Raw genomic sequence first — 14,342 nt, forward strand, 5'->3', positions numbered from 1 at the left:
ACAATTAACTATCAATTATGAAAGATTACTCTTACCAAATTGGTGGCAGTCTCACAACTAATGCGCCTACCTATGTCGAAAGACAAGCAGATTCCCAGCTTTATGAAGCCTTAAAACGAGGCGAGTTTTGCTACATTCTTAATTCCCGGCAAATAGGCAAATCTTCTCTCTTAGTCCGCACGTTCCATCGACTGCAAGCCGAAGGATTTCAATGCAGCACGATCGACCTGACCCGCATCGGCAGCGAAAACATTACTCCCCTACAGTGGTATAAAGGCATCGTTGGCGATTTGTGGCGCAGTTTCAATCTTCTAGGAAAAGTTAATTTAAAAACCTGGTGGCAAGAACAAGAAGAAGTTTCTCTCCTGCAAAGATTGAGTCAATTTATTGAAGAGGTATTATTAGCCGAATTTCCGCAAGAGCGAATTTTGATATTTGTCGATGAGATTGATAGTATTTTAAGCTTAGATTTTGCCGTCGATGACTTTTTCGCCTTGATTCGATATTGCTACAACCAAAGAACCCTTAATCTAGAATACAACCGGATTACCTTCGCGATTTTCGGAGTGGCTACACCCAGCGATTTAATCGCCGATAAGAATCGCACACCTTTTAATATCGGGGTGGCGATCGACCTAGATGGCTTCACCATAGAAGAAGCATCACCATTAGCTCTAGGATTCCAAGGAAAAGTCGAACGATCGCAAACAATTCTCAAAGCAATCTTAACTTGGACAAACGGACAGCCATTTTTAACCCAAAAAGTTTGTAAAATAGTCGATTTAGCTCTTCAAAAAGCAGTGTCGGAAAATTCAATTCCTCCGGTAGGGACAGAAGCATTTTGGGTAGAGAATTTAGTGCGATCGCACATCATCAACAACTGGGAATCTCAAGACGAACCAGAACATTTGAAAACCATCCGCGATCGCATCCTTCGCAACGAACAACGCGCCGGAAGATTGCTCGGCATTTACCAGCAAATCTTACAAGGCGTGGCAGTACCGACAGATGACAGTCGAGACCAAATCGAATTACTCCTATCAGGATTAGTCGTCAAACAAGCAGGATTGCTGAAAGTCAAAAACCTAATTTATCAAGAAGTATTCAACCTCGAATGGGTAGAAAAACAATTAAGAGAACTGCGTCCTTATTCCCAAACTTTTGAGGCTTGGATTGCTTCTAAACAAACAGATTCTTCCCGATTATTGCGAGGACAAGCCTTAACTGACGCGCAAATATGGGCGCAGGGAAAAAGTTTGAGCGACTTGGATTATCAGTTCTTAGCTGCCAGCGCCGAAATAGACAGACGGGAAGTTCAGCAAGCATTAGAAGCAGAACGTGCCAAGGAAGTAGAAGCGCGATTAGACCAAGAGAAACGGGCAACTCGACTGCAACAAATGTTGTTAGGTACAGTCATAAGTGCCTTGCAAAAATCGCGACTCAGCGAAATAGAAGCGCTTGCCACCTCCTCCGAAGCCTTATTTACCACAGAGCAAAAATTAGATGCTCTCGTCGCTGCCATCAAAGCCAAGCGCAAACTGCAACAACTCGGTATGGCAAATCCCGAACTAGAAAATCGGGTGCAACTATTACTAGAGCAGGCAGTTTATGGAGCTACGGAGTTCAACCGCTTGTCAGGACATCAGGCGACAGCGTTTAGATTAGCAATCAGCCCCGACGGGGAGACCATTGCCTCCTCACCTACAGATAACGAGGTCAAACTCTGGCAGCGAGATGGCACCCTTATTGCCACTCTTCCCCACAACGGTTTTATTTGGAGAATGGCTTTTAGCCCCGACAGTAAACTCCTCGCTTGCGCCACTGGAGATGGCACAGTTAAAGTTTGGCAGCAACAGGGAACGTCTTGGCACAGCCCCAAACTCCTGCACAGCCTTGAGGGACACAGTAACGAGTTTAACGGTGTGGCGTTCAGCCCAGATGGTGAGATTTTAGCCGCATCCGGTGAGAATAACACCGTTAAACTCTGGGACAAAAACGGCATTTTATTAACCATTCTCGATCGCACCGATGCGGTGAGGAGCCTTAGCTTTAGCCCCAACGGGGAAATGCTCGTGAGCGGCAGTGCGGAGGGTACGATCCGATTGTGGAAAAAAAACGGCCCATTCTGGGACGCAGTAAAGTTACTACAAACGTTTCAAGGTCATAGCACTGCCATTTGGATGGTCAAGTTCAGTCCTGACGGCGAGATATTTGCCTCCGCCAGCATGGATAAGACTGTTAAACTTTGGCGCTCCAATGCTGGGCCAGACGAAGAGTTACAGCCCCTACGAACCCTTAAGGGTCACACAGGAGGCGTTGAGAGTCTAGATTTCAGTCCTGACGGTGAGATTATCGCCTCAGCCAGCGACGATCGAACCATCAAATTTTGGAGCAAAGACGGCAAAGAGCTGAGAACTTTTGCAGGGCATCGCAATCCCGTGTGGGATCTCGATTTCAGTCCTGACGGCAAATCAATTGCTTCGCTGGGTGTAGGAAATGATGTCAAACTTTGGCAGCCGAAAAACATTTTTTTCTTGCCCCTGCAAGGTCACGACGCTGTTGTTTATGCTGCTGCTTTCGCTCCTGACGGTAAAATTGTCGCCACCGCAAGTGCAGACGGTACGGTGAAACTTTGGCGCGTGGATGGCACGTTGCTGAAGACGCTTAACAAGGGCACAGGAGGGCTTTGGGCTGTGGCATTCAGTCCTGACAGTAAAGTCATTGCCGTGGGGAGCGAAAAAACAATGAAACTCTGGCACAAGGGTGGCAGATTCCTGAGAGAAATCAAGGCACACAAAGGTATAGTTCACAGAACTATTTGGAGTCCTGACGGTAAAATTATTGCCACTGCAAGTACAGACGGCACGGTAAAACTCTGGCAGCCAGACGGCGTTTTACTGCGAACTCTGAAGCTAGATGGCAATTCCTTCTGGGATGTAGCCTTTAGCCCTGATGGAAAAGCTCTAGCCGCCGTCAATAGCAGTGGGGCGATCGCAATCTGGAAGCTTGATGGCACTTTGTTGCAGGCGATTGATGCCCATCAGACTCTGACTGTGGGGGTCAGTTTCAGTCCAGATGGCAAGACTCTAGCTTCAGGCAGTATGGATAGCACCGTCAAACTCTGGAAATTAGAACCATCATCGACTGTTATTGACACCTCGGTTCCTCACTCTTCACAGCTCCTGCGAACGCTTAAAGGTCACGCACAGGGAGTGCTGAGAGTTTCCTTTAGCCCGGATGGTGAAATTATCGCTACGGCAAGTATGGATAACACGGTGAAACTCTGGAACTATGACGGCATCTTGCTGACGACGCTCGCGGAGCATACAAGCGCGGTGACAGGAGTTTCCTTTAGTCCCGACGGCACTTTCCTTGTCTCCACCAGCCACGACCAAAGGGCGATTTTGTGGAACGTGAAGCGCATTCTCAATACAGACCCGTTGGAGTTTGCTTGTGACTTCGTGCGAGATTATCTGCGAACGAATGCCGAAGTGAAGGAAGAGGATAGACATTTGTGCGATCGGATTAAAACGGAATAATATCAACTCCGCTTTATTAGGAATAGTAGATTAATATCTGTGGCTAGAGCATCAGAAGATTAGAGGATATTTATCATGTTTGGCTAATTTTTAGTGAAATATGATATAATATTAAACCCGGTCTAACTACTCCCTTTATTTCTCAGTATGCAGAGGCGGAATTCGTTTGTTTAGTAGCGGTTTTAACCGCCGAATGATACGCAGAACGATCGAGGGTACAGCCAAACCGGATTTAGTATAATAACTACAGAGTAATGAAATCGCTAGCAGTCAGAATACCCGGTGTAATATTGTTAAGCTTCGCCAGCACTTGATTGCTAGCCGTCACGCTAATCAAAGTTTGATTGTTGCTAGAAGTAATACTGAGTTGATTGAAACTCAAATCAGGATTCAACCCAATTAAATCCTCTCCCTTACGGAAATCAGTAATGACATCGCTACCCAAACTTTGATTTAGGAAAAATACATCATTTCCCGAACCGCCTGTCAAAGTATCATCCCCAACATCGCCACTAAGGAAATCAGCACCGCTGCCGCCACTGAGAATATCGTTGCCTTTTCCCCCGTACATGGTATCGTTGCCGATGTCACCGCAGATCGCATCGTTTTCATTGCCGCCGAACAGCAAGTCGTTGCCCTCACCGCCATCGAGACTGTCGTTTTCTTTGCCTCCGTAAAGCGTGTCATTTCCCAATAAGCCGAAAATTAGGTCTGCACCTTCATTTCCAAACACTGTATCGTTGCCGTTTCCAGCATTAAAGGTGTCATTTCCTAAGTTGCCTAAAATGTAGTCGTCGCCATCTTCACCCAGCAAGATATCGTCATCTTTGCCGCCAAAAATGGTGTCGCTGCCCAGGCCGCCGGCAACTGTATCTTTGCCGAGATCTCCCCTGACAAAATCGCTGCCATCAGCGCCAACAACAGTGTCATCATCTTTGCCGCCGTAGATGGTATCGTTGCCAGCGCCACCAGTGATGAAATCGCTGCCTTCATTGCCGAAAAGCGAGTCGTTATCGACACCGCCGTCAATGTTGTCATTGCCGCCCATGCCGTAAAGAGTGTCGTTACCGGCAAGTCCGTTAATTGACTCGTTGATGCCGCCGCCCATGATGAAATCGGTATCTTCACCGCCGTTGAAAGTTTGTTGGACGGGGTTGGGGGTGATGGTGGCAGAGTTTAATTCCGGGGCGCTGACTCCATCGAATAAGCAATCATCTGTAATCGGTGTGGGAGTCGGAGTCGGAGTCGGTGTGGGAGTCGGAGTCGGTGTGGGAGTCGGAGTCGGTGTGGGAGTCGGAGTCGGAGTCGGAGTCGGAGTCGGAGTCGGAGTCGGAGTCGGTGTGGGAGTCGGAGTCGGTGTGGGAGTCGGTGTGGGAGTCGGTGTGGGAGTCGGTGTGGGAGTCGGAGTCGGCGTGATTGTAGTGAATTCAAAAGCCCCGATATCAACGATCGCACTTCCGTTGCTATCACCATCTTGAGGGCGAGTCACACCGCGCTGATCGGCAGCCGGCGCGCCCGCACCAGTACCGGTATCAATGGCAGGACTTCCTGCTAGCAGCGGCAGCACGAAAGCGCTGTTAATATTTTGCAAAGGGCCGAGTAAGGGGTCTGCGATCGTCACATTTGCCGTAACATTATTGTCGTTAGGATCGCCCGTAGTAAGTTTATTAGGAAATTGCAGATTATTTCCCCCGTCGATTAATTCCCGCCCGCTTTGCTGTTTAACCTTAAAAGGATTACCCGCAGTGTTGCTATCAAAAATCGAATTCTTGACAGTAATTGGCTGATTGCCAAAAGTAGCAATACCTCCCGAATATTCCCCAGCGGTATTTTTAGCAAAAGTCGAATTGACGATATTAGTCGAAAAAGAATCTCTGTTACCGACAACCATTCCCCCGCCCTGGTTAGCAGCACTGTTGCCGGAAAATGTACTGTTAACAATGCTGATATTTCCGTCTTCACCCAACCACAAACCACCGCCGTTATCATCAGATGTGTTGTTGGCAAAGGTGCAGTTTGTCACAGTCAAATCGGCATTTCCGTGGCGGACGCCGCCGCCGGAGCCTGCCGAACCATCTGCCTTTTTGACAGCTTTGTTGTTAATAAAAGTGCTATTTTCTAATACCACTTTATCTGGGGGATAACCAAACAGAAAGGCTGCGCCTCCTTCTCCTGTTGCAATATTGCCGTCAAAACTGCTCCCGCGAATAATGATGTTGCCACCGATCGCATCGTTAGTTAATTCGCTCGCTCCATCGACGTAAACTGCCCCACCAACGCCTTTTTCTGTGAGGTTCCCGGTGAATTTAGAGTTTTCGATCGTCATGCCGCCCAACAGGTTATTAACAGCTCCGCCGTAGCTGCCTTTGTTGTTGGTAAATTCGCTATCTTTGATTGTCAGAGAACCCCCGCTTTTCGTGGCGATCGCGCCGCCGCCGCGTTCGGTATCATCCGCTAAAGAACCGTCGTTGCCGCTAAACTTGCTGTTAATTACAGTAGTAGTGCTGCGAAAACCTGTATAAATACCGCCACCAAAACCGGCAACATTATTATTGACTTGGCAATTTTCTAAAGTTAAAGTGCTGTTACCTCCCGTTTGAATGCCACCACCGGCGCTAGTTTCATCATTATTCGGATCGGTTCCAGAAACTTTGCCGTTGGCAACAATCAGGTTTTTTAGAGTAACATTGGTTGAACCTTCGGTGAGGATCACCCGCGAAGCATTGTTGCCGCTGATAGTTAAATTGGCTGCACCAACTGCATCAATTGTCAAGTTTTTGTTGATGATCAGTTGACCGGAAGTGAGAGTAATTGTTTGACTGGCAAGAGTGGAGGCAAATTGAATGGTATCGCCGGCCGCTGCGGAGGCGATCGCATCTCTCAATGAACCAGGCCCGCTATCATTATTGTTGGTGACGGTAACAGTCGCTAAAGTCCCTCGGTAATCCGCCATTACCTCTGGAGTCAAGGCTAGCGGTGCTTCAATATCACCCTTGGCAAACTCCAAATTCCAATTACCGCCGCCACCAGTGCGATCGCTAGATGCCGCAATATCAGCCCCGGTTAAATCGCCCAGGCGATCGACAAAATCGCTCCCAGAACCCGCAGCAACATCGCAACCGTAAAGCACGATATCAGCTTGGTCGCTTAGCGCATTTCGCCACCCTTGCAACTGACTTTCATATTGCGGCAAATTATCCGCATTCAAAGTCGCAGAACCTAGCTGCAAGCTGCCAGAATTGCCGTGAGAAAAAATGTGAACTTGGTCTACAGTTTCCCCAGCCGCAGCGATTTTTTGCAGTTCGGCAGTAATTTGCTCGACTCCGTTGCCATTTTTATCTAAAACGATCGTCTCAGTACCGGGAAGCACGCCGTCAGCAATAGTTTGATAGTCATCTAAATCAGAATCAATAAAAACAATAGATTTAGGACGAGCATGGAGGAGAACAGATTGTGAATCAATACTGGCAAAAGTTGAGTTCATTTTGCATACCCTATGAGAATGTTTGCTGTTTAGTGGCAGATACACCTATGCAGCAATCGAATTAAGTGCGATCGCTGTTTATATAAAATCATCGATCTGGCGGTAATTAAGTTTGTAGTAACAACTTTTGTCCTCTCTCTAAGCTAATCTTCACTAAGAACTAAAGTCATTACTGCAAACACTTTTGACTGCTAACAATCAATCAAAATTGCTATCAATCATGCTTTGCTTTGACCTGGCGGGGCAGGATGCAACCCTGCCCGCACACAACTTATTGCAATTCAAAATGCAGCACAAACAGCAATTAAATTGTTACCTGAGTGAAATCGCTAGCGGTGAGATTAACGGGCGCACCGTTAAGCTTAGCTAACAATTGATTGCTAGCCGTCACGCTAATCAAAGTTTGATTGTTGCTAGAAGTAATACTGAGTTGATTGAAACTCAAACCAGGATTCAACCCAATTAAATCCTCTCCCTTACGGAAATCAGTAATGATGTCGCTACCCAAACTTTGATTTAGGAAAAATACATCATTTCCCGAACCGCCTGTCAAAGTATCATCCCCAACATCGCCACTAAGGAAATCGCTACCAGCACCGCCGCTGAAAATATCATTGCCTTTGCCACCGTACATGGTATCGTTGCCGGTGTCACCGCAGAGTACATCGTTTTCATTGCCGCCGAACAGCAAGTCGTTGCCCTCACCGCCATCGAGACTGTCGTTTTCTTTGCCCCCGTAAAGCGTGTCATTTCCCAATAAGCCGAAAATCAGGTCTGCACCTTCATTTCCAAACGCAATATCGTTGCCGTTTCCAGCATTAAAGGTGTCATTTCCTAAGTTGCCTAAAATGTAGTCGTCGCCATCTTCACCCAACAAGATATCGTCATCTTTGCCGCCAAAAATGGTGTCGCTGCCCAGGCCGCCGGCAACTGTATCTTTGCCGAGATCTCCCCTGACAAAATCGCTGCCATCAGCGCCAACAACAGTGTCATCATCTTTGCCGCCGTAGATGGTATCGTTGCCAGCGCCACCAGTGATGAAATCGCTGCCTTCATTGCCGAAGAGTGAGTCGTTATCGACACCGCCGTCAATGTTGTCATTGCCGCCCATGCCGTAAAGAGTGTCGTTACCGGCAAGTCCGTTAATTGACTCGTTGATGCCGCCGCCCATGATGAAATCGGGACCTTCACCGCCGTTGAGAGTTTGTTGGACGGGGTTGGGGGTGATGGTGGCAGGGTCGAGTTGCGGGGCGTTGAGGTCATCCAGCAGGCCAGCATCCAAGGGCGGTGTGGGAGTTGGAGTGGGCGCGGGCGTCGGAGTCGGCGCAGGCGTCGGTGTGGGAGTTGGAGTGGGCGCGGGCGTCGGAGTCGGCGCGGGCGTCGGTGTGGGAGTTGGAGTCGGCGCGGGCGTCGGAGTCGGCGCGGGCGTCGGTGTGGGAGTTGGAGTCGGCGCAGGCGTCGGAGTCGGCGCAGGCGTCGGTGTGGGAGTTGGTGTCGGCGCAGGCGTCGGCGTTGGTGTGGGGACGACGGTACCTCCGAATTCAAAAGATCCGCTGTCCACGATCGCACCTGGAATGCTGTCGCCATCTTGAGGGCGAGTTCCGCCGCGCTGATCCGTAGCGGGTGCATCGGTATCAATCCCTGTATCAATGGCCGGACTTCCTGTCAGCAGGGGCCTGACTAAAGCGCCGTTGATGTTTTGCAAAGGGCCGAGTAAGGGGTCTGCGATCGTAATACTTGCCGTTGCGTTGTCATCGTTTTTGATAGGCCACTGAAAATTGCCTCCTCGATCGGTTAACGGCCTGTTGGTGTGCTGCTGAATTTCCCAAGTGTTTCCTCCGTTGCCGGCCGTATTGTTAGAAAAAATCGTGTTCTTGACGGTAACAGGATTTGTATCCCCAGCCATGATGCCTCCGGCCACCCAGCCGGCGTAATTGTCGGCAATCGTGGTGTTGACAATAGTTGTAGGGCCAAAAACAGCCATTGCACCCCCGATATTGCCAAAGCCATCAAGAGCAGTAGTAGGAACAGAGTTGCCAGAAAAGGTGCTGTTAGTAATCGTGGTAGTCGCATCTTTGACCCAAATGCCGCCGCCTTGACTGGCGGCTTTGTTGCCAGAAAATGTGGTGTTGGAGATGGTAAATCCCTGGTTAGCGCCGTTGTTCATTTGCACCAAGCCACCTCCAATTCCATCCTTACCGCTATTGGGAAGCGGTAGAATTTCGTTGTCAGAGAATGTACTGTCTTCAACAGTTACGCTGTCTTGGGTGCCGGTGTACAGGTAAGCTGCTCCGCCTTCCCCCCGGCCTTTGTTGTTTTGGAATACGCTTTTGCTGATTTTAATTGTGCCGGAAGGCTCGTCAGTAGAACTGGCGCGGTCTGTGTAAATTGCCCCGCCGAAACCCCTTAAAAAAGAATTGCCGTTGGGATCGTTTGGGGCGAACTGGCCTGCGGTGGTATCGTTGCCGATGAATCGCGAGTTTTCAACTGTTAACTTGCCGTTTAGGCTGTTAATTGCCCCACCATTAATTCCTAAGTTATTGGTGAAATCGCTGTTAACAACGGTGAGGTTTTTATTACTTACAAAAGCAATACCGCCAGCGCCGCGTTCATCGTTAGTTGCAGTCGCGATATTTCCCGTGAATTTACTGCCAGTCACGGTCAGGGTGTTGTTCCAGCCGCTGAAGATTGCACCGCCACCTTTATCAGCAACGTTGTTGGTAAACTGAACGTTTTCTACGGTCATCGCTACTTCGTCAGTTGTACCGATCGCACCCCCGTTATCAGCCGTTTTGCCGTTAACAATAGCGAGGTTTTTGACCGCAAAGCTGGTGGCGATATCAACGTTGGCATTGACAAAAAAGGCGCGGGATGCGTTGTTGCCACTGATGGTTAAACCGGGTGCAGCGGCACCGTCAACGGTGATATTTTTGCCAGCGGGAATATCGAGTTGGCCGCTGGTGAGGGTAATAGTTTGGCTGGCTAAACCTGGAGCGAAGGTAATTGTATCGCCGGCAACAGCGCTGGCGATCGCAGCCCTTAATGAACCGGGGCCGCTATCGCTATTGTTGGTTACTACGATAGTAGCTAAATTTCCTTCGTAACTTGCCATAGCCTCGGCTTGCAACGCTAAGGAAGATTCAATTTGGCCCTTAGCAAATTCTAAATTCCAGTCGCCGTCGCTGCCGGTTATGTTGGTGGAGGCGGCAACGTCAGCCCCGGTTAATTGACTGAAGCGATCGACGAAATTAACACCTGTACCGGAGGCTACATCGCAGCCGTACAGCATGATATCTGCTTGTGGGGCTAGTGAAGTTTGCCACTTTTCTAACTGGCTTTTGTATTGCTCTATGTTATCTGAACCTAGAGCAGTATTGCCGAGTTGTAGGCTGCCAGAATTACCGTGAGAAATAATGTGAACCGAGTCTATCGCCCCCTTAGTAGAGGCGTATTTTTCAATTTCAGAGGTGATTTGTTCGATGCCGTTTTTGGCGCTATCGAGTATTACTACCTGCTGTCCCGGCAGCACTCCCGCTGCAATTGACTCGTAATCTTCCACGCCGGAGTCAATGAAGACTAAGGAGCGCAGCGGCAATTTTTCAAAAGAAGATTGTGAGTTAACTTGAGCGAACGTAGAAGTCATATTGGATACTCCATTAAGGGCATTACTGGTAGATACACCCCGGAGTAATCTCATCAGGTTTATTTGATTATATCTTACCACCCTATTTGCAAAACGTGCAACATTAAAAAAAGATTTTTTTAATATGGTTTTTATCCTGATTTACCTGTTGTTGCTGGTAGAGACGGATTTTTTTTACGGCTACCGCTGGGAATATAGCACAAAATTTACCGGAAATATTCTCATAAATCCTGATTCTATCTTCCGCAGCTTTTCAGCTTTTTTTGGCTCTGACGGTAGCCCTGATTTCAAATTAGGAAATCCTGGAGGTCATTCCCCATAAGTAACAATTTTAAATTATATTTAGTCGTTTTCATTTGAATGTGATATTTTACATATACACACACGCTACTACGGTAGCCTTACCTATATTTCATTTAATAGCCAACAGAGTTATACACATTAATAAGAATTATATCTGCTTGGAAAAATCAATATTTTATACATACAAAAATACTGATGCCAGTGGGTTTGGTCGCATTGACTAAGACTCAAAATTGTCTGATATTAAGAGGGGATTAATCGCTGGGAACCACGTTTTTTCTAGGCTGGCGCAGGCACTTTGAGGACGGCTATCGTCACTACAAACGTGATTAGAATTCTTCAGCGGGAGTCAATCTGATTGCAGATTGAGTCAAATCAAATCGTTGACTTGAATCGCCCCTGCGTCCCCTCATGACAATTGGATTCAGACCAGTCTCCCTCAGCACGCTATACACCCTCAATTGAATCGGTCTCCTTAATTACCAAACAGTCGATCGCGCCCGCAGCCGTTGCCGAGTGTGTCACTATTTCGATCGGCATAACAGGAACCAAGTCCGCTTTTTTTATTCAGGGAACTGTGCCATTGTGGCAATTGACTTTTGTATGGTTCGAGATAATCTGAACTGAGGATAACAGAGCCTAATTGCCCTTTTCCCGACCTAGTGTTAGAAATTGTGCAAACTTTGTCAATCTCTCTCAGGATAGAGGCATATGTTTGAAGTGCCGAGGTAATTTGCTGGATGCCTTGAGAGTTGGAGTTGACTAAAATTACTTCTTCACCAGCCAAAATCTGCGAGACAAAATATCCACTCTCATGGAGACTGGAGTCATTCAATACAAAGCTTTTGGATGGAAAATTGCGGTATTCCGAGGCGGGATTGGTTAGAGTCATAGAAGCGAACATATTCTGTCCTCCAAAGGGTGTTTAGTGGTAGATACACCCCTGAAGTCAGCTCCTCATAAACTGCCGTTGACCTTGTTTATTTCGCTAATTCTTATTGAACCTACCTATCAGTTTGGCCTATTTTGGCTGCACTGCCATCCGCGATCGCACGGATTTTATATTCTGCGTGTTTTCCCCTACTACCGACACACCCGCAATTACCGAGCGATCCTCTATCCTATCCGTGACACCACTTTCAAAAAAGCATCCAACTGTAGGCGAGTGCTTCAAACCTCGATATTTATCAGTCACTGCCAATTCTTTAATCTAAAAAATAAAATCTAAAATGGTATGACAGTTAGTTGATTGGCGGGGAAACAGCACAGATCAAGATTCTGTGGAAGATGGCGGTTTCTTACCTGCATTGCGAATATTAATAACCTTGTTGAGCGCATCGAACCAAAAACCAGACCCCATAGAAATAGCTATGCCGCTCAATATCCAACCAAACAATTTTGCGATCAAAGCCGGCAACAATAAATTGCCCCGCGCATCTATTTTTAACCTGTTCGGTTCGCTCCATCCAAAAGGCAAAGCTACATTATCCAAAGCTAGATCTACATCTTTTTGAACTTTTCTCAGACTTGTTAAATTATCTAATTTAGCATTAGCATTTTTTTCCACCAACTGCTGAGCGTACAAATTAACAGTCGATCGCAGCATCGAATCCTTAGACAACCGATTAATAATATTAATGCTATCAGCATTAGCAGCGACAGCGATCGCAGTTCCGAGCAAAATCGCTACCCCTCGGGAATTCCGCTTGTAAACGCCAGAAGCACGCTGCATCGATTGGTCAAACCAAATTTCAATTTCTTGCTGAAACCGCTGCAACTGCTCTTGAGTATCTCCGCCGCCTTTTTCAGCGCGCTGCGCTAAAATAAAAAGGCTGCGTTTCAAAGATTCTGGCATATTGTCTAAGGTTGCTTGAATTTGTTGGTAAATCGGACTGTCCTCTTGCTCGTCCCTAATTTGTGCTATCGTATCCTGACTTGTCCTAACTTTCCTAACAGTATTTAACAGATTGCTCAAACTCGGTTGCAGTTGCGATCGCAGCGCCTCGCGTTCAACTTTGCTATCAAAAGTAGCCTTGACAAATGCCATCTGCCTCTGAAATTCTCTACCTCCTAGCTCGGTTTCCGGCAGGTAAACCTGAGAATCCTTAATATAAAATCCTAACTTTTCCGACATCCTATCCAAGCTGTTGTTCAAAGTTCCTAAATCGTTTTTATAATCTTCAACCACTCGATTAAACTCCGCCGTCAGCCAGCCTAATTCTTGCTCGATAATCGGTTTAGTAGACTCCGGCAGATTCAGACCCTCTCCAATCACTTTAATTTGTGCCAACTGTAAGTTTTTAAATCTTTCTAATCGGCTTTTAGAGATCGAACCCATCAAACTATAAATTTTTAAAGTATCCAAAAGGCTAGCAGAAAAACACTCTGCTGGAATATACGATGGCCCGCTTGATTTATTGCCGAAAACATTTTTAGTGCCAGTAACTAGGCGGTAAAAATGCCCCATGCGGTGCGTAACAGAGCGGACTCCCTCTGCTAAAATCCCTTTAGCTCCCTGATTTAAATCCTTGATAATCGGATTGCTATAAATCGAATTAGCCAACTGTCCGACTCGTTGAATTTGCACCGGATCTTTCATGCCTTCGCTACCGCCAGAAATCAGCACTTCGATCGACTTTTTTAAATGTTCCGCCCGCCACTGCAAAACAGTAGCAATCAGTTCCTGAATTTCCGAAGCTAGCAAGCTTAAAGTCAGGTAGATAAATACTAAACCAATGATAATATCTATAATTACAGGCAAGTTCATGGTATTTTCCTAGTCGCAAATAAAGTAGGGTCGAGAGAAGATATTACTATCTTCTGCCTCGCATTCGGAACCGTGCTTGCCAGTTTCCTAGCACACGGCTACTCGGGTGTACTCTTGTCATTTGAGGGCTTCCCCTTCTTCCGACACAGCTTAAGGTTTCTTTCCTGAAGATACGAGTTCCAGGTTATGTTTCCTGATTAATTCCAAGTCGGTTTTAGTTTTAACATCGTGACAATGCCGATGCAATACCCTTTCGTCGCCAATGGTCCAGCGTCTACGAAGCGCTACAAGATACTCGGCCCGAGCGACAAAAGTTAATGAATCTCTACATCGCACAAATCCCGCAGTCAGAACGAATTGTCCTCGCTGGTGACCATACCAGGAAAGTCAAGACCGTTTGCCAAAACTCTGAAAGAACGTACTTATGAACATTCGCCATCACCATTGGGCGATCGCAAGCGTGAGGGTGGGATACGGCTACAGTACCGGGCGCGTGGATACCCGAAGCACATGGGAGTTGGGCTCTGCCACTGTTATACCATTTTTCTAAAGATGTGCTAGAGATAAAGAATGTAAGATCCAAGACCATCCTGTGAGAAAACCAAT

At 47.2% G+C, this 14,342-nt stretch carries 8 protein-coding genes; 2 read left to right on the plus strand and 6 right to left on the minus strand.

Annotation, left to right across the window (positions count from 1 at the left end; all coding sequences use genetic code 11):
• Positions 1–17: 17 nt before the first annotated feature.
• Positions 18–3,539: an AAA-like domain-containing protein gene (locus tag QUA80_RS21085; protein WP_333427039.1), complete on the plus strand. Its 3,522-nt coding sequence runs from the start codon at positions 18–20 to the stop codon at positions 3,537–3,539.
• Between the two features lie 244 nt (positions 3,540–3,783).
• On the opposite strand, the gene QUA80_RS21090 is transcribed toward QUA80_RS21085, so the two are convergent.
• The gene (locus tag QUA80_RS21090; protein ID WP_333427040.1) at positions 3,784–7,023 is read right to left on the minus strand and encodes a DUF4347 domain-containing protein; all 3,240 of its coding nucleotides are present in this window, start codon (positions 7,021–7,023) and stop codon (positions 3,784–3,786) included.
• Between the two features lie 304 nt (positions 7,024–7,327).
• The gene (locus QUA80_RS21095; protein WP_333427041.1) at positions 7,328–10,666 is read right to left on the minus strand and encodes a DUF4347 domain-containing protein; all 3,339 of its coding nucleotides are present in this window, start codon (positions 10,664–10,666) and stop codon (positions 7,328–7,330) included.
• A 124-nt stretch (positions 10,667–10,790) separates the two neighbouring features.
• On the opposite strand from QUA80_RS21095, the gene QUA80_RS21100 reads away from it, so the two are divergent.
• On the plus strand, positions 10,791–10,988 hold the full coding sequence (locus QUA80_RS21100) for a hypothetical protein (RefSeq protein ID WP_333427042.1): 198 nt from the start codon (positions 10,791–10,793) through the stop codon (positions 10,986–10,988).
• A 456-nt stretch (positions 10,989–11,444) separates the two neighbouring features.
• On the opposite strand, the gene QUA80_RS21105 is transcribed toward QUA80_RS21100, so the two are convergent.
• From QUA80_RS21105 to QUA80_RS21120, 4 genes are all read right to left on the minus strand, one after another.
• Complete coding sequence (locus tag QUA80_RS21105) at positions 11,445–11,873, minus strand: DUF4347 domain-containing protein (RefSeq protein ID WP_333427043.1); 429 nt, start codon at positions 11,871–11,873, stop codon at positions 11,445–11,447.
• Between the two features lie 117 nt (positions 11,874–11,990).
• Entirely contained in the window at positions 11,991–12,164 is a 174-nt protein-coding gene (locus QUA80_RS21110; RefSeq protein WP_333427044.1) for a hypothetical protein, read from the minus strand.
• A gap of 75 nt (positions 12,165–12,239) precedes the next feature.
• Positions 12,240–13,736, minus strand: a complete 1,497-nt coding sequence (locus tag QUA80_RS21115) for a hypothetical protein (RefSeq protein ID WP_333427045.1) — start codon at positions 13,734–13,736, stop codon at positions 12,240–12,242.
• 325 nt (positions 13,737–14,061) lie between these two features.
• Positions 14,062–14,342, minus strand: a 281-nt coding sequence (locus QUA80_RS21120) for a hypothetical protein (RefSeq protein WP_333427046.1), incomplete at its 5' end; no start/stop codon positions are given.

It is taken from the genome of Microcoleus sp. F4-D5, from assembly GCF_036704885.1.
GTDB lineage: Bacteria > Cyanobacteriota > Cyanobacteriia > Cyanobacteriales > Microcoleaceae > Microcoleus.

Excerpts from the sequence above, each read along its gene's own strand:
- QUA80_RS21085 (WP_333427039.1), top strand. The coding sequence starts at position 18 with ATGAAAGATTACTCTTACCAAATTGGTGGCAGTCTCACAACTAATGCG.
- QUA80_RS21090 (WP_333427040.1), bottom strand. The coding sequence starts at position 7,023 with ATGAACTCAACTTTTGCCAGTATTGATTCACAATCTGTTCTCCTCCAT.
- QUA80_RS21095 (WP_333427041.1), bottom strand. The coding sequence starts at position 10,666 with ATGACTTCTACGTTCGCTCAAGTTAACTCACAATCTTCTTTTGAAAAA.
- QUA80_RS21100 (WP_333427042.1), top strand. The coding sequence starts at position 10,791 with ATGGTTTTTATCCTGATTTACCTGTTGTTGCTGGTAGAGACGGATTTT.
- QUA80_RS21105 (WP_333427043.1), bottom strand. The coding sequence starts at position 11,873 with ATGTTCGCTTCTATGACTCTAACCAATCCCGCCTCGGAATACCGCAAT.
- QUA80_RS21115 (WP_333427045.1), bottom strand. The coding sequence starts at position 13,736 with ATGAACTTGCCTGTAATTATAGATATTATCATTGGTTTAGTATTTATC.